18 protein-coding genes and 2 pseudogenes are annotated in these 25,304 nt (G+C 62.1%); 9 read left to right on the top strand and 11 right to left on the bottom strand.

The window, feature by feature from the left end; translation table 11 throughout:
* Nucleotides 1-46 precede the first annotated feature (46 nt).
* The gene (locus B3361_RS09835; RefSeq protein ID WP_054905268.1) at nucleotides 47-934 is read right to left on the bottom strand and encodes a phytanoyl-CoA dioxygenase family protein; all 888 of its coding nucleotides are present in this window, start codon (nucleotides 932-934) and stop codon (nucleotides 47-49) included.
* 388 nt (nucleotides 935-1,322) lie between these two features.
* Here B3361_RS09835 and B3361_RS09830 point away from each other — a divergent pair, with 388 nt between their 5' ends.
* The 7 genes from B3361_RS09830 to B3361_RS09800 all read left to right on the top strand — a co-directional run bounded on the left by B3361_RS09830 (nucleotide 1,323) and on the right by B3361_RS09800 (nucleotide 10,126).
* Nucleotides 1,323-1,901 (top strand): TetR/AcrR family transcriptional regulator, encoded by a 579-nt coding sequence (locus B3361_RS09830; protein ID WP_054905269.1) that lies wholly within the window; start codon nucleotides 1,323-1,325, stop codon nucleotides 1,899-1,901.
* A gap of 303 nt (nucleotides 1,902-2,204) precedes the next feature.
* The gene (locus B3361_RS09825) at nucleotides 2,205-3,731 is read left to right on the top strand and encodes a flavin-containing monooxygenase (RefSeq protein ID WP_054905270.1); all 1,527 of its coding nucleotides are present in this window, start codon (nucleotides 2,205-2,207) and stop codon (nucleotides 3,729-3,731) included.
* Complete coding sequence (locus B3361_RS09820; RefSeq protein ID WP_054905271.1) at nucleotides 3,728-4,603, top strand: alpha/beta fold hydrolase; 876 nt, start codon at nucleotides 3,728-3,730, stop codon at nucleotides 4,601-4,603. The genes B3361_RS09825 and B3361_RS09820 overlap by 4 nt, the downstream gene beginning before the upstream one ends.
* 217 nt (nucleotides 4,604-4,820) lie before the next feature.
* Complete coding sequence (locus B3361_RS09815; RefSeq protein WP_054905272.1) at nucleotides 4,821-5,978, top strand: iron-containing alcohol dehydrogenase; 1,158 nt, start codon at nucleotides 4,821-4,823, stop codon at nucleotides 5,976-5,978.
* Nucleotides 5,979-5,990: 12 nt separating this feature from the next.
* On the top strand, nucleotides 5,991-7,322 hold the full coding sequence (locus tag B3361_RS09810; protein WP_054905273.1) for an APC family permease: 1,332 nt from the start codon (nucleotides 5,991-5,993) through the stop codon (nucleotides 7,320-7,322).
* A gap of 79 nt (nucleotides 7,323-7,401) precedes the next feature.
* Nucleotides 7,402-8,826 carry a gamma-aminobutyraldehyde dehydrogenase gene (locus B3361_RS09805; protein WP_054905274.1) on the top strand — a complete coding sequence of 475 codons (1,425 nt, stop codon included), beginning with the start codon at nucleotides 7,402-7,404 and terminating at the stop codon, nucleotides 8,824-8,826.
* A gap of 46 nt (nucleotides 8,827-8,872) precedes the next feature.
* A complete protein-coding gene (locus tag B3361_RS09800; protein ID WP_054905275.1) occupies nucleotides 8,873-10,126 on the top strand; it encodes an aspartate aminotransferase family protein in 1,254 nt (417 codons plus the stop codon).
* 448 nt (nucleotides 10,127-10,574) lie between these two features.
* Here B3361_RS09800 and B3361_RS09795 read toward each other — a convergent pair whose 3' ends face one another.
* The 7 genes and pseudogenes from B3361_RS09795 to B3361_RS09765 all read right to left on the bottom strand — a co-directional run bounded on the left by B3361_RS09795 (nucleotide 10,575) and on the right by B3361_RS09765 (nucleotide 17,731).
* Nucleotides 10,575-12,233, bottom strand: a complete 1,659-nt coding sequence (locus B3361_RS09795) for a cation acetate symporter (protein WP_054905277.1) — start codon at nucleotides 12,231-12,233, stop codon at nucleotides 10,575-10,577.
* Entirely contained in the window at nucleotides 12,230-12,553 is a 324-nt protein-coding gene (locus B3361_RS09790; RefSeq protein ID WP_054905278.1) for a DUF485 domain-containing protein, read from the bottom strand. Before B3361_RS09790 ends, B3361_RS09795 begins: the two co-directional genes overlap by 4 nt.
* Nucleotides 12,554-12,609: 56 nt before the next feature.
* Nucleotides 12,610-14,242: pseudogene (locus tag B3361_RS09785) on the bottom strand (acyl-CoA synthetase).
* Nucleotides 14,243-14,328: 86 nt separating this feature from the next.
* A complete protein-coding gene (locus B3361_RS09780; RefSeq protein ID WP_054905279.1) occupies nucleotides 14,329-15,096 on the bottom strand; it encodes an SDR family NAD(P)-dependent oxidoreductase in 768 nt (255 codons plus the stop codon).
* Nucleotides 15,096-16,268 carry an acyl-CoA dehydrogenase family protein gene (locus tag B3361_RS09775; RefSeq protein WP_054905280.1) on the bottom strand — a complete coding sequence of 391 codons (1,173 nt, stop codon included), beginning with the start codon at nucleotides 16,266-16,268 and terminating at the stop codon, nucleotides 15,096-15,098. Before B3361_RS09775 ends, B3361_RS09780 begins: the two co-directional genes overlap by 1 nt.
* A 51-nt stretch (nucleotides 16,269-16,319) precedes the next feature.
* Nucleotides 16,320-16,676 (bottom strand): DUF6285 domain-containing protein, encoded by a 357-nt coding sequence (locus B3361_RS09770; RefSeq protein WP_054905281.1) that lies wholly within the window; start codon nucleotides 16,674-16,676, stop codon nucleotides 16,320-16,322.
* Complete coding sequence (locus B3361_RS09765; RefSeq protein ID WP_054905282.1) at nucleotides 16,673-17,731, bottom strand: phosphotransferase family protein; 1,059 nt, start codon at nucleotides 17,729-17,731, stop codon at nucleotides 16,673-16,675. The genes B3361_RS09770 and B3361_RS09765 overlap by 4 nt, the downstream gene beginning before the upstream one ends.
* Before the next feature lie 201 nt (nucleotides 17,732-17,932).
* Here B3361_RS09765 and prpR point away from each other — a divergent pair, with 201 nt between their 5' ends.
* On the top strand, nucleotides 17,933-19,885 hold the full coding sequence (gene prpR, locus B3361_RS09760; RefSeq protein WP_054905283.1) for a propionate catabolism operon regulatory protein PrpR: 1,953 nt from the start codon (nucleotides 17,933-17,935) through the stop codon (nucleotides 19,883-19,885).
* A 478-nt stretch (nucleotides 19,886-20,363) separates the two neighbouring features.
* On the opposite strand, the pseudogene B3361_RS09755 reads toward prpR, so the two are convergent.
* The 3 genes and pseudogenes from B3361_RS09755 to B3361_RS09745 all read right to left on the bottom strand — a co-directional run bounded on the left by B3361_RS09755 (nucleotide 20,364) and on the right by B3361_RS09745 (nucleotide 24,441).
* Nucleotides 20,364-21,856: pseudogene (locus B3361_RS09755) on the bottom strand (IS1182 family transposase).
* 558 nt (nucleotides 21,857-22,414) lie between these two features.
* A complete protein-coding gene (locus B3361_RS09750; protein ID WP_182336685.1) occupies nucleotides 22,415-23,515 on the bottom strand; it encodes a polyamine ABC transporter substrate-binding protein in 1,101 nt (366 codons plus the stop codon).
* Between the two features lie 110 nt (nucleotides 23,516-23,625).
* A complete protein-coding gene (locus B3361_RS09745; RefSeq protein WP_182336683.1) occupies nucleotides 23,626-24,441 on the bottom strand; it encodes a carbon-nitrogen hydrolase family protein in 816 nt (271 codons plus the stop codon).
* A gap of 129 nt (nucleotides 24,442-24,570) precedes the next feature.
* On the opposite strand from B3361_RS09745, the gene B3361_RS09740 reads away from it, so the two are divergent.
* Nucleotides 24,571-25,197: a helix-turn-helix transcriptional regulator gene (locus tag B3361_RS09740; RefSeq protein WP_182336680.1), complete on the top strand. Its 627-nt coding sequence runs from the start codon at nucleotides 24,571-24,573 to the stop codon at nucleotides 25,195-25,197.
* Nucleotides 25,198-25,304: the final 107 nt, after the last annotated feature.

Raw genomic sequence — 25,304 nt, 5'->3', positions numbered from 1 at the left:
AAAGGGCAGAAATTCAATATGCAGCAGGCTGTGTAAACTCAGGATCTCAGAAGCCTTTTCCCGGTTCGGAAAAAGCAGGCATGCCCAAGAGCTCTTGTGGGTCACGCATCTGGCCATCAATTTCCACCCAGCCCAGCAGCGTGGAGCTCACACTCCAGCCCAGCAGGCGTTGCATTTCTGCGGGGAGCTGGCGAACCCGTTCAATGGGAATGGAAAGGAAGTGATTTTCTTCGAGGCGCAGGATGGCCAAGTCGTAGGCCATGGTCAGACCAGTACGAGGAAACGCTGTGGTATTGGCGCCACCGCCGTGATAGACCGACCCCAGCCACAACAGCGCAGAGCCTGCTTTCATCTCGGCGGCGATGGTTTCTTCCTGGGTCGGCCCGCGCTCGTCATCCCATTGATGACTGCCCGGAATAACGCGCGTGGCACCGTTCTCTTCGGTGAAGTCCGAGATGGCCAGCATGATCTGCAGACGGGCCTCGCGCCCGAACTGGGGATGTCGCCACAGCGAGGTGGCATCGTCGCGGTGCAGGGGCTGAAGGCCTTGGCCGGGGCCGATCTGAATGGCCTGGGTAATGCTGAGTTGAATGTCAGGTGCCATCTCGATGCGGTCGCTGCCCACCCAGACATGGGTTGGTGTCTGCAGGATCTGCCTGGCCGCGCCGATGAACAACGGGTTTAGTGCCACCTCCACCGCCGTATCGCTTCGCCCGATGATGCGACCGATACGACGGGTCTGCATGCCTGCGAAATAGGGGTCTTCTCCGCAGGGCGTGACATTCAAGTAGGTGTCCAGCTCTTCGGTGAGGCACTTGAGCGTCTCTGGCGAGACGAAATCAGCAATGATGACACCGCCGTCACGCCGAATGATTTCCACCACTTGTTCCACCGACGCATCACTGCTGACCGTCGAGAGTTTTTGTGTATCCATCTGCCTTCTACCTGTCCGGTTTTTCATTGTTCTATCCAGCGAGCCCGGGCAACCGCCTCGTTCCACCGGCGCAACCACCACAGCAACCTCTTATGCCGCTGCCGAAGCCCGTAATGATCTGCTCGGCATTGCCATGATCATTGAATATAGTCATTTGATCAAGTCATTTGATCTGGTTTTTTTACCACTTCGCTACTGCCCCGGCCTCGGTGAAGTACGGCAGTCAGCATCTGCCTCTGGGCAATGGCCACATACCGACGGCAAGACCGCAGACGGAAAGGGTTGCATCGACTCATCTCATGGATTGGGCCAGGACTTTGCGATAGCATTCGTCACCGCCGACGCCGGACCCGGCGGTTGGCGCAAGGCCAAAAGGGGAGAACGCTGAATGGCTCGGATAGGCGCGGAAGAACGCAGACAGGATTTCATTGAAGCGACCATCAAGGTGATCGCAGAACACGGCATAGCCAACGCCACGACGCGGCGCATTGCGGCAGCGGCAGATTCGCCGCTGGCCTCGCTGCATTACGTTTTTCACACCAAGGAAGACTTGTTCTGTGCGGTCTACGAGTCCTTGATCAACATGCCGCAGCAATCGCTGCAGGCTCCGGCAAACGCTCTCCCCGCCGAATCGGTAGGGGAAATGCTGCGCCAGTTGGTCAAGTGGTTCATCGCACACCCCGAACGGGCCATAACCCAGTTCGAGCTGTTCTTCTGGAACCTGCGCAATGACCCGGAAATGGCAGCGAAGATCTATACCGTTTCCATCGAAGCCACCCAACAGGCCATCCAGAAGGCGACCGGCGATGCGCTGGATCAGGCCGCACGCACCACAGTCAGTCGGCTGCTCATCAACCTTTTCGATGGTTTGCTTCTCTCCTGGACCGCCCACGGCAACCTCGAACGCCTGGAGGCTGAGACAGAAACGGCTTGCCAGGCGGTTAAGCTGCTGGTGGCCAGCTACTGAGACGTCATTCAGATTGCCGTGGTCCGGTGTGACACGGCAATCCGGTATCCATAGGTCTGACAGACAAACGGACTGTCGCCTCTTGCCACCCAAACCCACATACCGCCCTGTCATAACGACGCCAAAACCTGGAGTCGCCCGACGCGCAATACCCCCTACCCCAATCCCACCAGGTTCAAATCATCCCAAAAAAATTGCTTCACGGTGCATTTTGCACCTTGCCCCCGGGTAATCTGTCGCCTCATCATGGTCAAATGATCAAGTCAAAAGATCACCCCCTATAACACAATAATGGGAAGCCCTATGTCCTCGCACACTGCTCTTCCGGTTGAGCCACTCGATATATTGATCATGGGAGCCGGTGTGTCTGGCATCGGCGCGGCCGCCTATCTGCGACGCCATCAGCCTCACAAGACCTTCACGATTCTCGAGTCTCGTGAGCGAATGGGCGGCACCTGGGACCTGTTCCGCTATCCCGGCATCCGCTCTGACTCCGACCTGTACACCTTCGGCTTCGACTTCAAGCCCTGGACCAAGGCGAAATCATTGGCGGACGCCGCAGACATTCTCGAGTACCTGCGTGAAGCGATCGACGAGCATGAGCTGGAGTCCTTGATCCAGTACAAGCAGAAAGTCATCTCGGCGAACTGGCAAACGGACAAGGGCTTGTGGGCGGTGCGGGTGGAGGACGGTCACCTGGGGCAGGCCCGCACAATCGAATGTCGCTGGCTGTTCAGCGCGGGCGGCTACTATAGGTACGACCAAGGATTCAGCCCCCGCTTCGAGGGAGCCGAACAGTTCAAGGGGCAGATCGTTCATCCGCAACACTGGCCAGAGAACCTGGATTACACGGGCAGACGTGTCGTAGTCATTGGCAGCGGCGCGACGGCAGTGACCCTGATTCCGGCGATGGCGGACAAAGTCGCCAGCATCACCATGCTGCAGCGTACGCCCTCCTACATCATCAACCAACCAGCCAATGATGCGGTTGCGGCGTTTCTGCGCAAGATCCTGCCCGAGCAAACCGCTTACTCTCTGACACGCTACAAGAACGCCAGGATCACCCTGGCCTTCTGGGCCTTCTGCCAGCGCTTCCCCAAGCTTTCCCGCAAACTGCTGCTGTGGCTGACGCGCAAGGAGCTGCCGAAAGGCTACCCGGTCGACGTCCATTTCAATCCGCCCTACAACCCTTGGGACCAGCGCTTGTGCACGGTACCTGAAGGCGATCTGTTCAAGGCGATCAGCGCGGGTAAGGCCGACATTGTCACCGACCATATCGAGCGGTTCACCGAATCCGGTCTGTTGCTGAAATCCGGCAAGGCGTTGGAAGCTGACATCGTAATTACCGCCACGGGGCTGAATGTGCAGATGTTCGGGGGGATCAGTCTGTACAAGGACGATAAGCCAGTGGTGCTGAGCGACACTCTTGCCTACAAAGGAACCATGCTATCCGGTGTACCCAACTTCGCGTTCGCGGTGGGCTACACCAACTCCTCCTGGACCTTGAAAGTGTGCCTGCTGTGCGATCACTTCTGTCGCTTGCTGGGTTTCATGGACAAACACGGCTACAACGTTTGCGAACCCCGGGCGCCAGACGGGATCGAGACCCGCCCTCTGCTGGATTTCGGTGCCGGTTATGTGCAACGCGCCTTGGACAGCATTCCGCGCCAAGGGCCAAGCGAGCCCTGGGTGATGTCGATGGATTACTTCCGCGATACCAAACTCCTGCGCCGCAGCGCTGTGGCTGACAAGTGCCTAGCGTTCTCCTCCGTACCCAGCACGCCCCGGTGCGCGAACGTCGAGCTGCAACAACAGGGTGGCCGCGGATGAGCCCCGACCGCTTCTGCGAACTGCCTGGCAAGCGCCCTATTTGCTATCGCAGCCACGGGCTCGAAACGGCGCCTGCGGTCATTCTCATCGTCGGCCTGGGGCTGCAATTGACCTACTGGCCGCAACCGATCATCGCCGGCCTGGTTGAGCGGGGGTTTCGCGTCATCACGCTGGACAACCGCGACTCGGGCCGGTCGTTCTTCACCGACGTAGTGCCTCCCACGGCCATGCAGCAGTTCTTGCGCAAGCGCACCCCCGGCTATGACCTGGGTGACATGGCCAATGACGTGATCGGGCTCATGAACGGCCTGAACCTGGCAACGGCGCACGTGGTGGGCATGTCGATGGGCGGCATGATCGCCCAGATCCTCGCTGCCCGTTACCCCGAGCGTATCAGGACGCTCACCTCGATCTTCTCGACCACCGGATCGCTGCGCGTCGGCCAGCCGGCGTTGAAATCCATTCGGCAGTTGCTGCGCCGCCCGCCGCGCAGCGAGCAGGAAAGCGTTCGCGACTACCTGGACATCATGCGCCTGATCGGCTCGACCCTGGAATGGAATGAGCCCGCCTTCCGTGACTATGCCCTGTTGGCCTGGGAGCGAGGCGGTGGCGAGGCCAGCAACATCGGCACGGCCAGGCAGATCGGCGCGATCATCAATTCCGGCGACCGCACCCAGGAACTGCAACGGGTTCATTGCCGCACCCTGGTCATCCATGGCGATGAAGATCTCATGGTCGCGACCAGCGGCGGGTACGCCACGGCAGCAGCTATCCGTGGTTCCAGCCTGGTGCTGCTGCCAGGGATGGGGCACGACTTCCCACCTTGCCTGTCCGGCACGCTGCTGTCCCTGCTGGCAGGACACATGCTGTAGCACGATCACCCTTCCAAGGGCGTGCAGCTTGGCCGCCCCTCTTTTTACCCCCGAAGGAGGCCTTCGCCCAGGTTCAAGCAAAACCAAGAACAACAAAATGCTGGCTTGCGCGAAATGCCAGGCCACACATCACCCGCTTGAGCTGTTATCCACGGCCTGGCGCAGGTGCTCCTCTACTGCCCTTTCAACAATGACAACAATTGAGCAAGAGGTACGTATGGACTTCAAGTTTTTACTCCCCAGCAAAATCGTGATGGAACCTGGTCTGCGCGAGCGCACCGGTGAACACCTGCACTCACTTGGCCTGGCCCGCGTGCTCATCGTGACCGATCCTGGGGTCAAGGCGGCGGGCCTGCTGGACAGCGTCTACGCCAGCCTGGAGAAGGCAGGCATCGCCTTCGAGGAAGTGTCGGACATCAAGGCCAATCCGCGCAGCGAGGACGTCAATCAGATCGCGCAGCGATATCGCGACAAAGGTATCGATGGCTTGTTAGCCGTAGGCGGGGGCAGTGCCATGGATGCAGCCAAGGCCATCAGCGTGCTGCTCAGCCATGAGGGACGGATCGAGGACTACGAAGGGTCGTTCACGCTCACCCATGCCATCCCGCCTATCGTTGCCATTCCGACCACGGCTGGCACCGGCAGCGAAGTAACCTGCTTCTCGGTGATCACCGACACCGCCCGTCATTACAAGATGAGCGTGCATGATTACCGACTCGGGCCAGTCCTGGCCTTGCTTGACTCTCATATCCTCGACACGCTGCCCGCGTCGATTGCCGCCGCAACCGGCATGGATGCCCTGACCCACGCCATCGAAGCCTACACCTGCCGCGTGTCGAACCCCATCAGCGACGGCCTGGCGCTGCATGCCATCCGCCTGATCAGCCAACACCTGAAGCCCGCCGTGCTGGAACCCGGCAACCTGCACGCCCGCGAGCAGATGCTGGCGGCCAGCCTGATCGCCGGCATGGCCTTCGGTAATGCGGACGTAGGTAGCGTGCACTGCATTTCCGAAGCCATCGGTGGCATGTACGACACGCCACACGGCGTGGGCAACGCGATCTTCCTGCCCTTCGTGTTCGGCCATAACCGCGATGCCGACATCATTCGCCATGCGCAGGTCGCCTACGCACTGGGCATCGACCCCAACCTCTCGCCGGTCGAGGCCGCCGAGGCCGCCGTCGGCTACCTGTTCCAGATGAGCAAGGACCTGGGCATCCCCCGCTTCGCCGAGGTGAAAGGCGTGCGCGAGGAAGACTTCCTGGCCATCGCTGAAAAGTCGAAGAAGAACTTCTCCGATGGCAGCAATGCGAAGGAGATGACCGTGGAAACCTACCGTGAAATCGTCGCCACTGCTTACCACTTCGTAGCGTGAGGGCTGCCAGTCATGAGCGAATCAACCCCCAGCGCTTCGCTGAAGCGCACCCTGGGCCCGTTTTCGGTCCTGTTGTTCGGCCTGGCGTTCCTTGCCCCGTTGATCGTCTTCGGCACCTATGGCGTGATCTCGCAGGCCAGTGGCAACACCACGGCGATGGCCTACCTGATCGCAGCGACGGGCGTGGTGTTCACGGCGTTGAGCTATGGCCGGCTGGTCAGGGTGTTCCCGGTAGCCGGTTCGGCCTACACCTATACCCGCAAGATGCTCAGCGCCAACCTCGGCTTCATGGTGGGCTGGGCCGCACTGCTCGATTACTTCTTCATTCCGATGCTGATCTGGCTGCTTGGCGCCAGCTATCTCAACATGGCCTTTCCAGATGTGCCGCAGTGGGTGTGGATTACCGGTTTCATCGTCTCTACCTCGCTGCTGAATGTGCTGGGCATCCAGGTCGCCAACCGCTTCAACCTGCTGTTGATGGGCGCGCAACTGGCGATCATCGTGGTGTTCATCGGCCTGTGCGTGCACTACATCGTGGCTGCCAATGGCCCTGGTGGGCTGCTTTCGGCCAAGCCGTTCTTCAGCCAGGATGTGCCCTTCGCCACCAGCATGGCCGGCGCCGCCATTGCCGCGTACTCGTTCCTGGGCTTTGACGCGCTGTCCACGCTCAGCGAGGAAACCCGCGACCCGGGTCGCACGCTGCCGCGTGCCATCCTGCTGGTCGCCTTGATCGGCGGCTCGGTCTACGTCGGCTCCTCGTACTTCATGTACCTGGCGCACCCCTCCCCCACCTTCGAGTTCGTGGACGGGGCCGCCTTCGAGATCGCCCGCATGATCGGCGGCGACCTGTTCTTCGCGCTGGTCCTGGCGGGGATCATCATCGCCCACTTCGCCGCGGGCATGTCGTTCCAGGCCAGCGTGGGCCGGCTGCTGTACGCCCTCGGCCGGGACAACCAACTGCCGCGCAAGCTGTTCGGGGCCTTGCACCCTCGCTACAAGACCCCGGTCTTCAATATCCTGCTCTGCGGCATTTTCGGCACCGCGGGCTTTGGCCTGACGATCGCCACCGCGACGTCGCTGGTCAACTTCGGCGCGTTTCTCGCCTTCACCGCCGTCAACCTCTGCGCGTTGCGGCTCACCTTCGACGCACAGGTCAAGGACAGCGCTGGCCTGCTGCGCGGCGTGCTCTTCCCACTCATCGGCCTGGTCACGGCCGGCTGGATGCTGGCCAGCCTGGATAAAGAAGCACTGATCATGGGCTGTATCTGGCTCGCCCTGGGCGCGGTTTACCTCGCCTGCCGGACCAGTTTCTTCCGCAACCCGGTGCCCGACGCGCTGGCGTAGCGGCCAGCTTCCTATCGAATGCCCTGACGACAACCACAAGGCAAGGCCCTGGCCTTGCCGTTCAATGGCGAGAATCGACATGCAAACCAAACTCCTGATCAACGGTGCCCTGGTGGCCGGCGAAGGCGAAAACCTCGACGTGTACAACCCGTCCCTTGGCAGTGTCCTGGTACAGACCACCGAAGCCAGTCGCGCCCAAGTCCATGCCGCGGTGCAAAGCGCCGATGCAGCCTTCGACGCCTGGTCGCAAACGCCGCCCAAGGACCGCGCAGCACTGCTGCTCAGGCTCGCTGACCGCATCGACGCCCAGGCGCCGGTGTTCGCCCGCCTGGACGCGGACAACTGCGGCAAGCCGTTCACCGCCGTGCTGCAGGACGAACTGCCAGCCGTGTCCGACGTGTTCCGCTTCTTTGCCGGTGCCGTGCGCTGCCTGCAGGGCTCGGCGGCGGGTGAGTACATCCCGGGCCACACCTCAATGATCCGCCGCGACCCGGTGGGCGTGGTCGCCTCCATCGCGCCGTGGAACTACCCCCTGCTGATGGCGGCCTGGAAACTGGGCCCAGCCTTGGCCGGCGGCAACACCGTCGTGCTGAAGCCGTCGGAACACACGCCGATGAGCACCTTGAAGCTGGGCGAGTTGCTCGCCGACATCTTCCCCGCCGGTGTGGTCAACATCGTGCACGGTCGCGGCCCCTCGGTGGGTGAGCCGCTGACCAGCCACGCCCAGGTACGCATGGTGTCGCTGACCGGCTCCGTGCGCACCGGCAGCCGCATCATCGAAGGCACCGCCGACAGCGTCAAACGCATGCACATGGAGCTCGGTGGCAAGGCACCGGTGTTGATCTTCGACGATGCCGACATCGACGCCGCCGTCGAAGGCATCCGCGCCTTCGGCTTCTACAACGCCGGCCAGGACTGCACCGCCGCATGCCGCCTATATGTGCAGAAGGCGGTGTACCTGGAGTTCGTACGCAAGCTCGGCGAAGCCGTGTCCAGCATCAAGTGCGGGCTTCAGGATGACCCGGCGACCGAGATGGGCCCGCTGATCACCCAAGAGCACCTGGAGCGTGTCGAGGGCTTCGTGAACCGTGCCAAGGAACTGCCTCACATTGAGGTGGTCACCGGCGGCAAGCGCGCTGCGGGCGGCGGCTTCTTCTTCGAGCCGACGGTCCTGGCCGGCGCTACGCAGGAGGACGAGGTGGTGTGCCGTGAAATCTTCGGCCCGGTGGTGACGGTTTCGCCATTCGAAGACGAAGCCCAGGCACTGGCATGGGCCAATGAATCGGACTACGGCCTGGCCTCGTCGGTATGGACCGCCGATGTGGGTCGCGCCCATCGCCTGGCCGCTCGCCTGCAATACGGCTGCACCTGGGTCAACACCCACTTCATGCTGGTGAGCGAAATGCCCCATGGCGGTGTGAAGCTGTCCGGCTACGGCAAGGACCTGTCCATGTACGGGCTGGAAGACTACACCGTGGTTCGCCACGTAATGGTCAAGCACTGACCGCCCACGCCCCCCATAGCCCAGATCATTTTTTCAAGAGGTTTGCATGAACAACATCGAGACGTTCGAAAGGCTCGAGTCCAATGTGCGGATGTACTGCCGTGACCTGCCACTGGTGTTCGATACCGCCCAAGGCAGCAAGATCCGCGGCGAAGACGGCCGCGAGTACCTGGACTTCTTCGCCGGCGCCGGCGCCCTGAACTATGGCCACAACGACCCGCGCATGCGCGATGCCTTGATCGCGTATCTCTCGTCCAACGGCGTGACCCACGCCCTCGACCTGCACACGACCACCAAACGCCAGTTCCTCGAGGCGATAGAGCGCGACCTGTTCAAGCCACGCGGCTGGGACTACAAGGTGCAGTTCACCGGCCCGACCGGTGCCGACGCCGTCGAGGCGGCATTGAAGCTGGCGCGCAAGGCGACGGGGCGTACCAAGGTCGTATCGTTCTACGGGGCTTACCATGGCATGACCGCCGGCGCCCTCGCCGTCACTGGTAACCGCACCCGCCGCGGCCCTGGGCTTTCGACCGATGTAGTGTTCGTGCCGTACGAAGACAGCCCCTACGGCGAATTCGACAGCACTGGCTTCCTCGAGCGCCTGGCCAACGACCAGGGCAGCGGCTCGGAGCTGCCGGCGGCGGTGATCGTCGAGTCCGTGCAGATCCAGGCCGGCGTCTACCCGGCTTCCAACGAATGGCTGCAACGCTTGCGCAAGTGGACCACCGAACACGGCGTGCTGCTCATCTGCGACGAGATCCAGGCCGGATGCGGCCGCACCGGCGACTTCTTCGGCTTCGAGCGCTCCGGGGTGGTTCCAGACCTGATCACCTGCGCCAAATCGATCGGCGGCTTCGGCCTGCCGATGGCGATCGTGTTGATTCGTGCCGGGCTGGATGTGTGGCAACCGGGCGATCATATCGGCACCTTCCGCGGTAACCAACTGGCGTTCCTGACGGCCCGGATCGCGCTCGGCTACTGGCGCGACGAGTCGTTCCTGAAGTTGCTGGCCACCAACTGCACGGCCATGGAGCGCGCAGTCGCAGGTTTCGCGGAAATTCCAGGCGTCGCATCCGCGCGCTGTCGCGGCATGATCGCCGGCATCGACTTCGGCCGCGGCAACGTCGCGTTAGCCAAGGATGCCCAGCAGCTTGTGCTGCGGGCGGGTGTGCTGGTCGACCGCTGCGGCCCGAACGGCGAAATCATCAAGCTGATGCCACCGGTGAACACCCCGACCGACCAGCTCGAACAAGGCCTGCAGGCCTTCGGCGAATCGGTCGCGGCAGCGCTGAGCCAGTAAGTGCATGGGCCTGCCGTGCGACCTTTATCGATACAGGTGCCGCACGCAGGCTCATCGCATGCAGTCGACAACCCGGCCGTCGCAGGTTGAGGGGCTATGTGTTCAAGCTGGGCCATGGCGACCAGGACATCGCAGCCATAACCCAGTTATTCGCCCACGACAAAACGCCCGGGCAATAGCCTGGTGATACTGGCCTTTCGGATCGAACCTGAAGACAACAACAATAAAAATTGCTGGAGGATCATATGCGCCGATTTGGTTTTCTACTGGCCGTGTTGACGGTGGCCGTTTTCCTGAGTGCCCTGCTTGCCCCCAGGCCTTCTCTCGTCAACCGAGCGGCGGCGCAGCATATGGGGCAGCCGATCACCAGCATCGGGGAGATTTTCAGGGGGTACTAACGAGGTATCACCGCGCCGCTGGCAAGCATCCGCCGGCGGCCACTTGTGACTCAATGATCGACTGCACCGCTGGCGTCAAGGCCGGTCTGGCCCCTTATGAACTGGTCGGCGAACGCCGCCCTTTCCGCCTTGGCTTGCGCAGTCCGGTCTAGCCGGGAAACGCCATACGCCGCTGCAAACGCCAACGGCATGGAGAACAGCGCAGGCTGGGTATAGGGGAACAGCGGCTCGGCAAAGTGCAACACATCCACCCACACCAGCCTGGAAAACACCACGAAGCCCATGGCGCTGACCAACCCCACGTAGCCGCCGGCCAACGCGCCGCGTGTGGTCAACCCCGACCAGAACATCGACAGGAACAGCACCGGGAAGTTGGCCGACGCAGCGATGCCAAACGCCAACGCGACCATGAAGGCCACGTTGATGTTTTCGAACACGATGCCCAGAGCTATCGCCACCAACCCAAGCCCGAGGGTAGCCAGCTTGGTCACCCGCAACTCCTGCGATTCGCTGGCCGCGCCCTTCATGATCACCCGCGCATACAGGTCATGGGCGATGGCGGAGGCACCCGCAAGCGCCAGGCCTGACACCACGGCCAGGATGGTGGCGAAGGTCACGGCAGACAAAAAGCCCAGCAGCAGGTTGCCGCCTACCGCGTGGGCCAGGTGCATGACCACCATGTTGCCCCCGCCCAGCAGCTTGCCACCCACCTGCCCGCCTTCGAAGTACTGCGGCTGCTGGCTGACGATCACGATCGACGCCAGGCCCAGCAAGAAAATGACATTGAAGAAATAGCCGATGAATCCGGTGGCATAGAGCACCGACTTGCGTGCCTCGCGGGCATCGCTGACGGTGAAAAAACGCATCAGGATATGCGGCAGCCCGGCGGTGCCGAACACAAGCCCCAGGCTCAGCGACAGCGCGGTCAATGGGTCGGCCAGCAGGCTGCCGGGCGCCAGCAGGCGCTCGCCCAGGGCATGGGTGTCCATGGCCTGGGTGACCAGCGTGTCATAGCTGAAGTCGAACTCGCGCAGCGCCAGGAACAGCACCAGCGAACCGCCTACCAGTAGCAGGAACGCCTTGATGATCTGCACCCAGGTGGTCGCTACCATGCCGCCGAAGGTGACATACAGCATCATCAGCGCGCCGACGATCACCAGGGCTATGTGGTAGTCCAGGCCGAACAGGAGCCTGATCAGCTGCCCGGCCCCGACCATCTGCGCCACCAGGTAGAAACACACCACTGTCAGCGAGCCGATGGCGGCCATGGTGCGCACCTTGCCCTGGTCGAGGCGGTACGAGGTGATGTCGGCAAAGGTGAAGCGACCCAGGTTGCGCAACCGCTCGGTCATCAACAGCAGCAATACCGGCCAGCCCGCGAAGAAGGCAATTAGGTAGATGTAGCCATCCATGCCGGAGGTGTAGATGAGCGCCGTAATCCCCAGCAGCGTCGAGGCGGACATGTAGTCACCGGCCAGCGCCAGGCCGTTCTGCCAGCCCAGGATGCCGCCACCGGCGCTGTAGAAATCCGCCGTCGAGCGAGTGCGCCGCGCCGCCCACCAAGTGATGCACAAGGTGAAGAGCACGAACACCATGAACATACCGATGGCATGCAGGTTGAGCGGCTGACGCTGGCCTGCGTCGAGCGCAGGCGATGCCGACAGCAGGCCGGAGTGCAGCAACAAAGCCAGAAGCAGTGGTTTCTTCATGCGCCCTGCTCCTCTTCCAGTCCGGCAACCAGCGCCTGCGTCAGGCGGTCGAACTCGCCATTGGCCCGGTACACATAGAACGCCGACAGCGCACAGAAGAACACGAACAGGAAAGCGCCGGCCGCGACGCCGAAGGTCATGTTCGACCCCTCGGCCAGGCGCGTGGCGATCAGCTCGGGCCAGAACGATACCAATGCGATGTAGCCATAGAATGTGGCCAGGATCATTACGAACAGGCTCAGGGTAAAACGGTTTCTGCGCGTCACCAGTTGCTGGAACCGGGCGCTGGCGCGAACACGCGCGTATAACAGGCTGGACATGGAACACCTCGCCCAATGTACTTGTTGTTATGGAGTGTGCAGCTGTTGCAGCTCGATCAATGCTCGGCGTCGGCGGTCTGCGCCTCCTGTTGCCGGGCCCACTCGCGCAGGACGAACTTCTGGATCTTGCCGGTGGCGGTCTTGGGCAGCTCCATGAGCGACACATGCCGCGGCGCCTTGAAATGCGCCAGGCGTTCACGGCACCAGCGGATCAGGTCGCCTTCCGTGACCGTGGTCCGCGCATCGGCGCGCAGAGAGACGAACGCATGGGGCGTCTCGCCCCAGCGCGAATCCGGGCGCGCCACCACTGCGGCCTCGACCACCTCGGGGTGCTGGTAGAGAACTTCTTCGATCTCCAGCGAACTGATGTTCTCGCCGCCGGAAATGATGATGTCCTTGGCCCGGTCCTTGATTTCCACGTAGCCGTCCGGGTGCAGCACGGCCAGGTCGCCCGTGTGCAGCCAGCCATTGGCCAATGCGGCCCGGGTGGCCTCTGGGTTGTGCAGGTAGCCTTTCATCACGGTGTTGCCGCGCACCACCAGCTCGCCAAGCGTAAGGCCATCGGCTGGAACCGGGCGGCCGGTATCGGTATCCAGCACCGTGGCCTCCTCGAGCATCGGGTGGGCGACACCCTGGCGGCTCATGAACTGCGCCCGGGCCTCAAGCGGCAACTCGTCGACCCCCGGCTGCCACAGGCACAATGTGCTGGGGCCATAGCTTTCGGTCATGCCATAGGCATGGGTGATGTTGAAGCCACGCGCCTCCATCGCCGCGATGACCGCACTGGGCGGGGCAGCACCGCCAGTGATCACCGACACTGGCATGCTCGGCGTGGATCAGCATCGACATCACCACCGGGGCGGCGCTCAGGTGGGTCACGGCATGCTCGGCGATGGCGGCGTTGATCGTATCAGGCTGGACCTTGCGCAGACACACATGGGTGCCACCGGACAACGTCATCGCCCAGGTATGGCTCCAGCCGTTGCAGTGGAACATCGGCAAGGTCCACAGGTAGACGCTGCGCGGCCCCAACTGGAAGATCAGCGCGCCGGCGCAGGCGTTGAGGTAGGCGCCGCGGTGATGCAAAACCACGCCCTTGGGGTCCCCCGTGGTGCCGGAGGTGTAGTTGATGGCGATCGACTGCCATTCGTTCTGTGGCGCGCTCAAGGGTCGCGCGGGGTCGCCCTGGGCAAGGAACGCTTCGTAGTCCAGGTCGTGGGCCAGGTCGGCGCGCTCGGCCTGATCATCGTCGATGCCCACCAGCAAAGGCGGCGCATAGAGCGTGGCCAGCGCCTGACTGGCCACGGCACCGAACTCGCGATCGCAGATCAATACCTTGGCCGCGCAGTGACGCAGGATGAAGGCAATGCTGCGCACCTCCAGGCGGATGTTGATGCACACCAGCACCGCCCCGGCACCGGGCACGCCGTAGTGGGCCTCGAGCATTTCCGGGATGTTCGGCGCCAATATCGCCACCCGCTCGCCCGGCTGAACACCGACCCGCTCCAAAGCACTGGCCAGGGCGCGGCTGCGCTCATGCAATTGACGGTAGCTGTAGCGCCTTGCGCCATAAACCACCGCATCGCGCTGCGGGTACACCTGGGCGGCACGCTTGAGGAACGACAGCGGGGACAGCGGGACATGGTTGGCTTCGTTGGGAGCAAGCTCGTGTTCGAGGGTTGGAACCATCATGGCAGACACCTCATCGACACTTTGCTCAGGTTTTGCACGCACATACCTACCTCCTGTTCTTGTTGTTATTGCGCCAGGGCGCGTTACAGGCTGCTACACAGATGGCCGCCATCGACCACGATCTCAGCGCCGCTCATCGCCCGCCCAGCATCGCTGGCGAGCAGCAGCAAGGCGCCGTCCAGGTCCGACGGCACGCTGAAGCGTCGGCTGGGGATACGCGAACGCAACTTGTCACCGGCCTCGCTGGCCAGGAAGGCCTCGTTCAAATCAGTCATCACGTAGCCGGGCGCTAGGGCATTCACCCGGATGCCATGGCGCGCCAACTCCAGCGCCATGGCGCGGGTCAGGTGGGCCAAGCCGGCCTTGGCCGCGAGGTAAGGGCCGACGGCACCGGCCACACGGCAGGCGAGGATCGATGTGACATTAATCAAGCTGCCCCCCTTCCCCGCGACCACCATGCGCCGGGCGCTTTCCTGGACCACGGCCCAGGCGCCCTTGAGGTTGGTGTCGAGCACGTGGTCCCAGGTTTGATCATCGCAGGCCAGCAAAGGCTGGCTGTCGCTCACCCCCGCATTGTTGACAAGGACATCCAGCGGGCCGGCGGCATCGAGCACCCGGCAGATGTCCTCACGGCTGGTCACATCGAGGGCAAAGGCCCGCGCCCGCCCTCCAGCCACCTCGATGGCCTCCACCAACGCCCGCAGCGGCGCCTGGCGCCTGGAGGTCACCACCACCTCGGCGCCTGCAGCGGCCAGGGTCATAGCGAAGTGACGGCCCAGGCCGCTGGAGGCCCCGGTCACCAGGGCGCGACGCCCGTCAAGGGCGAACAGTCGGACAAGGTTCGGCTGCATCAGTGGACCTCCAGGCGCTGGTCGAGCAGCTTCTTCGCCAGGCTCATGCGGTGCACTTCGCTCGGACCGTCATAGATGCGGAACGGACGAATGTCGCGGAAGATCCGCTCCACCACGGTGTCCCCGGTCACCCCGCGGCCACCCATTACCTGGACGCAACGATCGACCACCCGCCAAAGCGCCTCGGCGCTGATCACCTTGGCCATGCTCGAATCGACATTGGCGCGCCGGCCCTGGTCGAGCACCCAGGCGCAGTGCCAGACCGCCAGTCGCACCACGTGCAGGTCCATCATGTTGTCGGCGAGCATGAAGCCAACGCCCTGGTGCTCGCCCAGCGGCTTGCCGAAGGCGTCACGGGTGCGCGCATATTCGCAGGCGATGTCGTGGGCGCGGCGCGCGGCACCGAGCCAGCGCATGCAATGAGTCAAGCGTGCGGGCGCCAGGCGCACCTGGGCATAACGGAAGCCCTTGCCGATCTCGCCGAGGACATCGCTCGCCGGGATACGCAGGTTGTCGAAACGCAGCTGCCCGTGACCGCCGGTAAAACAGCTGTCCAGCGAGTCCAGCTGACGTTCATGGATGATGCCGTCGCGCTTCATGTCGGTCAGGAACATGGTCGCCGTGCCATCCTCCATGCGCGCCATGATGATGCCGAAGTCGGCGCCTTCGGACCCGGTAATCAGCCACTTGCGGCCATTGATCAGGTAGTCGTCGCCATCGTGGGTGGCGGTGGTGCGCAGCATTGAGGGGTCCGAGCCGGAGCCGGGCGCGGGCTCCGTCATGGCGAAGCAGGAACGGGCATGGCCCTGGACCAGCGGGCGCAACCAGCGGTCTTTCTGCGCCTCGGTGGCGACCACGTCCATCAGATGGATGTTGCCTTCGTCCGGGGCATGTATGTTCAGCGCCACCGGGCCCAGCGGCGAGTAGCCGGCCTCTTCGAAGACGATCGCCTTGGCCACGTGGCTCAGTTCCAGGCCGCCCATTTCGCGGCTGGCGTGTGGCGTCAGCAAGCCGGCGGCGCGGGCGCGGGCCACCAAATCCTGGCGCAGGGCATCGCTGGGGCCATGGCTGTCTTGACGAGGGTCGTTCTCGAACGGGATGACCTGTTCGGCGATGAAGTCTCGGGTCTTGGCCTGCAGGGCGAGCAGTTCGTCCGGGAGGGTGAAGTTCATGGCTGTCCTTGTGTGTTCTTGTCTATCGGAGGAATGGGTGGTCAATGCCGTTCAGGGCAAGGCCTTGGGGTTGCTGATCGCCAATCGGGCGAGGGTGACCTGGCGCAATGTCTCGACCAGCGTGCAACGGGGTTGCACGGCATCATGGCTGCCCTGGCGAATGGCGCAGGCGAGCTGACGGCGCAGGTCGGGCAAGGCCGCGGGCGCCTCGTCGACCAAGGCGGCCAGACGCGCCTGTTCCTGGTCCTCGGCATGGGCACCCAGGCGGCTTTCGCGGGCCGCTATGGCCATGGCATTGGCGATCATCAAGGCCGGGTAGCGCAGCTCGCCTGGCAGCACAGGCAACACCTGCTCCAGCAAGGTCTGACGGGCGATTTCGAGTAGTTCATGGGCGTGCGTTTGAGTCATGGCGCATCGGCTCCGGTCATGTTCAGGATGTCGAGTTCAAGCTCCGGCAGCATGCGCGCGGTCAGTGCCAGCTCAAGGGAAGGCTCTTCGCCTGACAGGTGGCGCTGCCCCTGCTGCAATGCGATCACCGCCCAGCGCAGCGTCGCCATGACCTGCCAGTAGTGCAGTTGTGGGGGCTCGATCCACAGTGGCGATACCTGGTGGTAGCCACGCAGGAAGTCCCCCAGCAGGCCGATGCCGCCGGCCTCCAGGTCAGGGCGCGTGAAACGCCAGCAGCGGGCGGTGAACCAGCCCAGGTCCTCGCACGGGTCGCCCCAGCCAGTGAACTCCCAGTCCAGCACCGCCTCGAGTCCCTGCTCGCTGGCCAGGTAGTTGCCCGTACGGTAGTCGCGATGCAGCAGGCACAGACGGCTTTCGCGTGGTGCATGCAACTCGCACCAGCGCAGGCCCCACTCCAATACCGGATAGGCATCGTCCAGGGTGTCGAGGTAACGACGGTAGGCATCGACGCAAGCCAGGGCCGGCGAGCGTTTGGGCAGGGGCAGGAAGGCCAGCGCCGCGCTCGGCGGACGGATCTGATGCAGGCGCGCCAGGTTGGCGCCGAGCTGCTCCGCGAGCCGGGCCTGGCCCAAGGCTCCCGCCGCTGAACTGAGCCGCCGACCGGCAGCAACACCCGGCACATACTCCATCAGGAAGAACACCCGCCCGTTGACCTGCGTATCGCGACATAGCCAAAGCGGCCGCGGCACTTTCACGCCTGCCTGATGCGCCACCTGCAACACAGCGAACTCCTGCGCGCGGTCGAGGCTGGCGGGTAGCGCGGAAAGCGCATCGCTGCGCAGCACCCAACGCCGGTCGCCAGCCCACGGGCCGCCTTCGATCAGCAGGTCCAGCAGCCAGTTCTCCTGGATGGCGCCGCCGCTCAGGCGCTTGCGCGCCTGGATGACCACCCGCATTGCCGAGGCCTGCTCCCGGATGAACTCGGCCAGGCGATGATCGTCAGTCATGGCCGCGAACGTATCGCTGGCCTGGGAAATCGTTGATGAACTGCTCATGGGTCTGTGGGCCTGCCTTTGGTTTCTGGGGTGGCAGAACTCCAGGAGCAAGGCGTGGGCCAACTGTTCAATAATTATCTGCAGGCCGCATGTAGCCTGGGTTTCGACAACTTCTTGAGGGGCAAAGGGCATGTATCTCGTTGCATATTTGCAACCTTTTCATTCAGTATCGAAACATTTCAACCATGAACAGGTCTGCCCATGGACGCTCTCGCCTCCCAGGTCGTCGTTCTGATCAGCCACTTGCAGCGCCCCCAGCAACTCAGCCGGCTCGCCCACGTGGTGGGCGGGCTCACGGCGGATTACCCCGACACCCACATCGAAGTCCTCGACACCTCGGTGGCCGAGGCACTGCAGACCGCCCGCGAACTGGAACAGGCTGGCAAGGTGGATGTGTTCGTCTGCGCCGGCGCCACCGCCGCCTACCTGCGTAAACACCTCGCGCGCCCGGTGCTGGCGATGCGAGTTGGCAGCGGCGACCTGCTGCGGGCGCTGGGGCAGGCCCGCGAGCGCTCCTCCCAGGTGGCCGTGCTCAGCTACAACCACATCAACCACGACTTGCACGCCATGGCCGCGCTTTTCACCGTCCAGGTCCACCAGGCCGCCTACAACTCTCTGGAAGAGGCTCGCCAGGCCGTCGAACAGGCGGTCCGGCTGGGCTGTCGCAGCATCATCGGCTCGTCGACGGTGGTGGAACTGGCAGAGCAGGCAGGGCTGCATGGCGTTTTATCGCTGAGCGAGGACACCGCGCGCAAGGCGCTGGAAGAAGCCCTGGGCATTCTCGACAGCCAGCGCGTCGAGATCGCCAAGCGGCGGCATCTGAATGCCGTGCTGCAACATATTCCCGCCGGCGTGGCGGCGGTCGACAACCAGGGCGTGGTGCAATCGCTCAACCCGGCCCTTGCCCAACTACTTGAGTTGCCGGCCAGCGCCGCACTGGGCCGGCCGTTGCAACAGCTGTGCCCGGAACTGGACCTGCAGCAAGCGCTGCAGGAAGGCGTCGGCGAGGAAAACCGAGTGATCCGGCTGGGTTCGCACGCCGTGGTCAGCAACCTGTTGCCCATCCTGGAAAATGGCGAGCGCACCGGCCTGGTGCTCACCTGCCAGGACATCACCGCCGTGCAGCGCGCAGACCAACGCATCCGCTCCACCCGCCGCCCCGGCGTCTTCAACGCGCGCTACCGGCTCGAACAGCTCGACGGCAACAGCAAAGCCAACCGCGACATGCTGCAACTGGCCAAGCGCTTCGCCGCCAGCCATTCGACCATCTTGATCACCGGCGAAAGCGGCACTGGCAAGGAGCTGCTGGCCCAAGGCATCCACAACGAAAGCCCGCGCCGGCAAGGCCCCTTCGTCGCCATCAACTGCGCGGCGTTTCCCGAGTCGCTGCTGGAAAGTGAATTGTTCGGCTACGAGGAAGGCGCCTTCAGCGGCTCGCGCAAAGGTGGCAAGCCAGGCCTGTTCGAAGCGGCGCACCGCGGCACGCTGTTTCTCGACGAGATCGGCGACATGCCGGTGTCGCTGCAAACACGCCTGCTGCGCGTGCTGCAAGAGCGCGAAGTCCTGCGCCTGGGCAGCACCGAACCGATTGCCATCGACGTGCGCATCATTGCCGCCACCCACCAGGACCTGCGCAGCGCCATGGACGACGGCGATTTCCGTACCGACCTGTATTACCGGCTCAACATCCTGCGTCTGCAGACCACCCCGCTGCGAGAGCGCCCTGAGGACATTGCCCTGATCTGCCGGGGCATCAGCCAGCGCCTGCTCGTTCAGGGGCAACCACCGGGAGCTGCAGACATCCCCGCCGCGCTGCTGCCGTACCTTGAACGCTATGCCTGGCCGGGCAATGTCCGGGAACTGGAGAATGTGATCGAGCGCGCGATGCTCTCCGCACGCGAACTGCTTGAGGAACACCGCGTGAACGAGCAGTACCTGGCACGCGTGCTACCTGAACTGTGCGAAGGCCCTCCCCCTTCACCCGCCCGGAAAAAGTCGTCAGGCGAAACGGACCTGCACACCATCGGCAAGATCGCGCAATTGCGCCATGTAAAGGAAACGTTGGAAAGCTGCCACGGCAACCTCGACGAAGCCGCCCGCCGTCTCGGCATCAGCCGCACAACCTTGTGGCGGCGCTTGCGATCTGCCAATTGAATGAAAGCCCCAATCCCATGTTCAATCCATGACGTCTGGTTGGACAGTCTCAAGGCCCGGTACCGTCTAATCATCCGCCAACTGACTGACTCGACGTACATCGCCGAGTTGCTAGCGATTTTGTTGTGGGGGGCGCTCAACCTGTTTAGTTACCTGGAGATACTCATTCTGCGAGCGCTTGCCCTCTATCAGATCCGACGACTATGCGCGGTGTACTGTATCGTCCGGCATTCTTGCTCAGTCGCCTCAGGACCATGCTGATGCAGTCGGAGCAGTCGGAGTAGGACAGTACGGCGCCCGGAGGTGCGTTTTCGCGATGTGCATGTTCAGCCGGTCTGGACGCGACTGACCGCTTTCGACCCAGGCTGTGTGAAAACGCAAGTAAGTACGTCGAGTAGCGAAAGAAGCTGGGTCAGCCTGTAAATTCAGCAGATGTAAGTGCAGGTCTAACTCAGTCGGGCGCCAGGCGCTGCCTGTGCTATCTGGGCCGCGGCAGCGGCCCAGATAGCCATACGGACGCATAAAACGCTTGGACCCATGTCCTGATCGCTTCAATCAGCCCAGCGATGCCAAATATGCTCATCATTCGTTTGAGATTGTAAGCAAGCACGTGAAGGCTCATCTCGGTGCTTACCCTCGGCAGGGTTTTGGTCAGGAAGTGGGTGCTTCCCATCCAGTATTTGAGCGTTCCGAAGGGATGCTCCACCGTCTGCCGGCGAACCTTCATCTTTCCGGGGTCATGCTCCAATCGGAGCTGCACCGCTTCGACTACCGTTTCATGCTCCCAGCGCTTCAACCGGCGTTCCTTACCCGTCGTACACTGCTTCTGCATGGAGCAACTTTGGCAGCCAGAGAACCAGTAGGAGTGCAGCAACATGCCGTCTTCCACCGAAGAATGCCTGCGGGTCAGTAGTTGATCCGCAGGGCATCGGTATTCATCCGATGCAGCGATGTAGCTGAAGTCCTGCTTGCCGAATCGGCCTTCCGCTTTGCTGCTTGATGTCAGCGGCTTCGGAACAAAAGTGGTGATCCCGGCCTGCTCGCAAGCAAGGATCTCCGGACCTTTGTAATAGCCCCGATCGGCGACCACTGTCAGCGACTCAGCGCCGATCTCTTCGCGTGCCTGGTTCGCCATATTGCTCAGCTGCGTTCGGTCATTGCCAACATTAGTGACTTCATGAGCAATGATCGATGGTGTTTGTCATCGACTGCTGTTTGTACGTTGTAGCCAACCGTGCCAGTACCTCGGCCACTCGTGGCCATTGAGCGTGCATCAGGATCGGTAAGGGATATTTGCTGATCCGGGCTGGCGTGAAACTGCGCTTCAATGTCCTTGAGCTTCGTCATTTGCTGTTTCAGCTTTTCTATTTTTTCGCTCAGCCGTTCAGTCTTGGCCTCGGCGACCTCGGGCGCTGCCCGATCCGCCGAATCCATCGCCGCAAGATAGCGGTCAATGCTCTGCTCGATCTGCTGCATGCGCGCCTTGATCTTGCCCTGGGTGAAGTTGCGGTCGCGGTTGTTTACGGCTTTGAATTTGCTGCCGTCGATGGCGATGATCGATTGGGAGAAGAGATTGAGGTTGCGGCAAAGCACTACGAATTGTCGGCAGACGCTGCGAATGGCTTTGCCGTTGTCTCGGCGAAAGTCGGCAATCGTTTTGAAGTCAGGAGCCAACCGGCCCGTTAACCACATCAGCTCGACATTGCGCTCTGCCTCGCGCTCAAGCCGGCGGCTGGACTGAATCCGGTTGAGGTAGCCATAGATGTAGATTTTCAGCAGGACTGCTGGATGGTAGGCCGGACGACCCGTTGCAGCCGGATCGACGCCCTCGAACCCGAGTACTCCGAGGTCGAGTTCATCGACGAAAACGTCAACCACCCGAACAGGGTTTTCTTCGGTGATGTAATCATCCAGGCACTCCGGCAGCAGCGTGACTTGCGTCCGGGCCTCACCCTCAATGAACCGCTTCATGATCGTCCCCGCCACGATCTCGACGATCAGAAGGTTAGACAATCGCAGGTGTTTTCACACAGCCTGGAACCATAGCGGACGTTCACCCATTAACAACTTGCCCAGCATAAGCTGTGGACTGAACATCGAATGCCCGTGGTGTCACCACGACCGAAGGTCGGGCGCAGGCTGACGGAAACCTCGTGTCAGCAAGTGAGATAGATCACGTCGAGGGCACGGCCCACGAGTTCATCCAGGGTGGTAGCTGTGTATAGCGCAGCATTGTGGTAGAGGTCGGCGCTGCTGAGCTGAAAGTGCAAGTGGGTGTCTTGCAGGCCGGGCACCATCAGCCGACCTGCGCGTTGATTCGGCGGGTCTCGATGCCCGCCATGCGTTCGATATCGACATTAGCACCCACAGCGACCATGCGCCCCTAATGCACGGCGATGGCCTGGGCCCTCGGCAGGTTCGGGTCGATGGTGTGGATGTCAGCGTGGGTAATGATCAAGTCTGCTGAGATAGTCATGCGTACTCCGGTCAAGCGGATTTTTATAATGCGGACGATCTGCGGCGCGACAATCAAGTGCCACTCTTCACCTTGCTCCAGATCCGGGTACGCACACGCTCCAGTTTGAGCGGCAGTGTTTCGAGCGCGTACAGCGTTGCCATTACCTCCTTCGAGGGGTAAAACGCCGGATTGTCGCGCAGCTGCGGATTGATGAGGGCCGTGGCGTCCTTGTTGCCATTGGGATAACCGACATAATCGGAGCTTTTGGCAATCACTTGCGGGCGCAGCATGTAGTTGATGAAGTCATAGCCCTGCTGGGGGTGAGGTGCATCCTTGAGCAACACCATGTTTTCAAACCAGACCGGCGCGCCTTCTTCCGGGATGCTGTAGACCAGTTTGACGCCATTGTTGGCATGGTCTGCCGTAACCTTGGCGCTGTAGACCGAGCCGCCCCAGCCGACCACGGCACAGATGTCACCATTGGCCAGGTCGGTGGTGAACTTCGAGGAATCGAAGTAGCGGATATACGGGCGGATCTTGAGCAGCAACGCTTCAGCCTTGCGATAGTCTTCGGGGTTCTTGCTATTGGGTGGCAGCCCTAGGTAGTTCAGCGCAATAGGCACGATCTCCACGGGTGCATCCAGCATCGCGACGCCGCATTTACTGAGCTTCGCGATGTTTTCCTCTTTGAATATTAGGTCCCAGGAATTCACCGGCGCGTTCTTGCCCAGCAGTTGCTCGACTTTGGCTTGGTCATAGCCGATCCCAGTAGTGCCCCACATGTAAGGTACGGCATAGCGGTTTTCCGGGTCGTTGCCTTGCTGCTTTTCCAGGATTTCCGGGGCTAGGTGAGACCAGTTGTTCAGCCGTTCACGATCCAGCTCCTGTATCACTCCGGCCTTGGCCAAACTGGGCAACAGGTCGTCGGGTACCATCACCACGTCATAACCGGTGCGCCCGGTCATCAGCTTGCTTTGCATCACTTCGGCATTGTCGAAGGCGTCCCAGATCAGCGAGATACCCGTATCTGCTTCGAATTCCTTGGGTGTTTCCGGTGCCAGGAAGTCCGACCAGTTATACAGGTGCACACGGGCAGGCTCCGCGTATGCGGGGTTCAAGCTGGTACCGAGCAGCGCGATGAGGCCGAACTTCAGTAAACGGTGAAGCGTCATGGAAGACTCCTGGCGGAGTGCCGGCTTGCGACCGTGCAGTCCGCAGACTGTCGCTGGAATATTGTTATCGCTGGCGCGAGCCCGGTGGTCGTGGGCACGTGAAGCCTTGCTCAGGGAATCAGCAGTTCACGGCGGCCATCGGCGTGTTCGATGCGTTCACCGGGCAACTGGAAGCGCTGGTCCGCCTGGTAGTGGTAGAGCGCACGAGCATCGGCCAGTTGGGTCATGTCCAACTCGATGACATGTCGGCACTCCTGGCGCCCACTTTCCAACAACATCTGCCCGGACGGGTCGATTACCGCACTGCCACCGGCGAAAACGGTATTGTCCTCACCGTCCCCAACCCGGTTCACGACCACGGCGAACACCTGGTTTTCCTGCGCACGGGCGGTGACCGAGGTTCGATGCACGTGACCATAGGGTTCCATGTTGCCATCGGTGACCAGGATCAACTCGGCGCCCAGTGCCGCTACAGCCCGGGCGGTTTCCGGGAACTCGGTGTCGTAGCAGATCAGCAGGCCGATACGCACGCCGCGCCACTCCACGGTTCCATAACGGTCGCCGGGCAGCACCAGCCGGGGTTCGGAAACCCAGAGGTGGGTCTTGCGATAACTGAGCTGAACCCCTTCAGGGGTGATGAACAACGTCGTGTTGTAATAATGCCCACCGTCGTTCTCGATCAGCCCCACTACCACCGCCACCTGGCGCTCACGAGCGGCCTGCTGGACGGCCAGGATAATGGGGCTGTCCAGGGCCAAGGCCTGTTCGGCAATGTTCTGGTGGTTCAGGAAACCGGTGATCTGCGCTTCGGGAAAAACAATGATATCGACACCTGGAGCGCAATGGATGATGGCGTCCAGCGTACGTCGCAGATTGTAGGCGGTGTCGCCATCGCGCCCCGCCAGCTGTACAAGTTCGAGCTTCATATTCGGACCTTGGTATCGGGCTAAGTCCCGGTCAGGAAATAAGTGACTTTTGCAAAAGGTCGATGCAATTATGCGTTTTTTCAGCCCGTTTCCTATCACGTCGAGTGGTTAACCCCGGGGGGTAGATACATGACACCAACGCTCCAGGACATGGCCTGGCATCGCGCTGCCGGCCACGTGATCGAACACCTGGACAAGGCGGATTTCTGGCGAACCCTAAGCCGTTTGATAAGCGAATATGTGCCGATTGATAACTGGGCGGTGCTGCTGTTCAGCGACGGTTGCCCGTTTGCGTTCGCTGAAAGCCCGTATGAAGGGGAAGGCCCCGACCCGCTGTTCCACGACTACATCAAGGGCATGTATCTACTCGACCCTTTCTACATCGCCAACCGCGAACAACCGGCAACCGGGCTGTTCCGCCTGGCGGACGTGGCGCCGGAGCGCTTCAAGGACACCGAGTATCACGAGCGTTACTTCAACCATAATGTGAAGCAGGATGAGTTGCACTACAACGTGCGATTGGATGAAGTGCGCAGCCTGTGCCTGTCACTGGGAAGCCGGCACCTGTTCACGCCCGAGCAGGTTTCGCTGTTGGAGATGATTCGCCCGTGGGTAGTGGGCCTGATGCGCCAGCGTATGTTTTTCGAGGCAGCGATGCCTGAAAGCGCACCTCGCCAGGCGCCGCGCTGGCAATCCAACCTTGAAGAGGCGATGGTGCGCCTTGGTACGCCTTTGACCGCCAGGGAGCTGGATTGAACTGGTAAAGTAATTTTGGACACCGGTTAAAGTTCATACCGCTATCTTGAGCTTTACCTCCATGGCTACCGGTGTTTCATAGCCGTTGTAGCTGTGGAGACGCTTGA

This window comes from Pseudomonas sp. UBA6699 (assembly GCF_002454615.1).
Classification (GTDB): Bacteria; Pseudomonadota; Gammaproteobacteria; order Pseudomonadales; family Pseudomonadaceae; genus Aquipseudomonas; species Aquipseudomonas juntendi.
This window is presented reverse-complemented; position numbering and strand designations above follow the sequence as displayed.

Excerpts from the sequence above, each read along its gene's own strand:
- B3361_RS09775 (WP_054905280.1), bottom strand. The coding sequence starts at position 16,268 with ATGAACTTCACCCTCCCGGACGAACTGCTCGCCCTGCAGGCCAAGACC.
- B3361_RS09825 (WP_054905270.1), top strand. The coding sequence starts at position 2,205 with ATGTCCTCGCACACTGCTCTTCCGGTTGAGCCACTCGATATATTGATC.
- prpR (WP_054905283.1), top strand. The coding sequence starts at position 17,933 with ATGGACGCTCTCGCCTCCCAGGTCGTCGTTCTGATCAGCCACTTGCAG.
- B3361_RS09835 (WP_054905268.1), bottom strand. The coding sequence starts at position 934 with ATGGATACACAAAAACTCTCGACGGTCAGCAGTGATGCGTCGGTGGAA.
- B3361_RS09830 (WP_054905269.1), top strand. The coding sequence starts at position 1,323 with ATGGCTCGGATAGGCGCGGAAGAACGCAGACAGGATTTCATTGAAGCG.
- B3361_RS09740 (WP_182336680.1), top strand. The coding sequence starts at position 24,571 with ATGACACCAACGCTCCAGGACATGGCCTGGCATCGCGCTGCCGGCCAC.
- B3361_RS09765 (WP_054905282.1), bottom strand. The coding sequence starts at position 17,731 with ATGAGCAGTTCATCAACGATTTCCCAGGCCAGCGATACGTTCGCGGCC.
- B3361_RS09815 (WP_054905272.1), top strand. The coding sequence starts at position 4,821 with ATGGACTTCAAGTTTTTACTCCCCAGCAAAATCGTGATGGAACCTGGT.
- B3361_RS09770 (WP_054905281.1), bottom strand. The coding sequence starts at position 16,676 with ATGACTCAAACGCACGCCCATGAACTACTCGAAATCGCCCGTCAGACC.
- B3361_RS09745 (WP_182336683.1), bottom strand. The coding sequence starts at position 24,441 with ATGAAGCTCGAACTTGTACAGCTGGCGGGGCGCGATGGCGACACCGCC.
- B3361_RS09800 (WP_054905275.1), top strand. The coding sequence starts at position 8,873 with ATGAACAACATCGAGACGTTCGAAAGGCTCGAGTCCAATGTGCGGATG.
- B3361_RS09790 (WP_054905278.1), bottom strand. The coding sequence starts at position 12,553 with ATGTCCAGCCTGTTATACGCGCGTGTTCGCGCCAGCGCCCGGTTCCAG.
- B3361_RS09750 (WP_182336685.1), bottom strand. The coding sequence starts at position 23,515 with ATGACGCTTCACCGTTTACTGAAGTTCGGCCTCATCGCGCTGCTCGGT.
- B3361_RS09805 (WP_054905274.1), top strand. The coding sequence starts at position 7,402 with ATGCAAACCAAACTCCTGATCAACGGTGCCCTGGTGGCCGGCGAAGGC.
- B3361_RS09820 (WP_054905271.1), top strand. The coding sequence starts at position 3,728 with ATGAGCCCCGACCGCTTCTGCGAACTGCCTGGCAAGCGCCCTATTTGC.
- B3361_RS09780 (WP_054905279.1), bottom strand. The coding sequence starts at position 15,096 with ATGCAGCCGAACCTTGTCCGACTGTTCGCCCTTGACGGGCGTCGCGCC.
- B3361_RS09810 (WP_054905273.1), top strand. The coding sequence starts at position 5,991 with ATGAGCGAATCAACCCCCAGCGCTTCGCTGAAGCGCACCCTGGGCCCG.
- B3361_RS09795 (WP_054905277.1), bottom strand. The coding sequence starts at position 12,233 with ATGAAGAAACCACTGCTTCTGGCTTTGTTGCTGCACTCCGGCCTGCTG.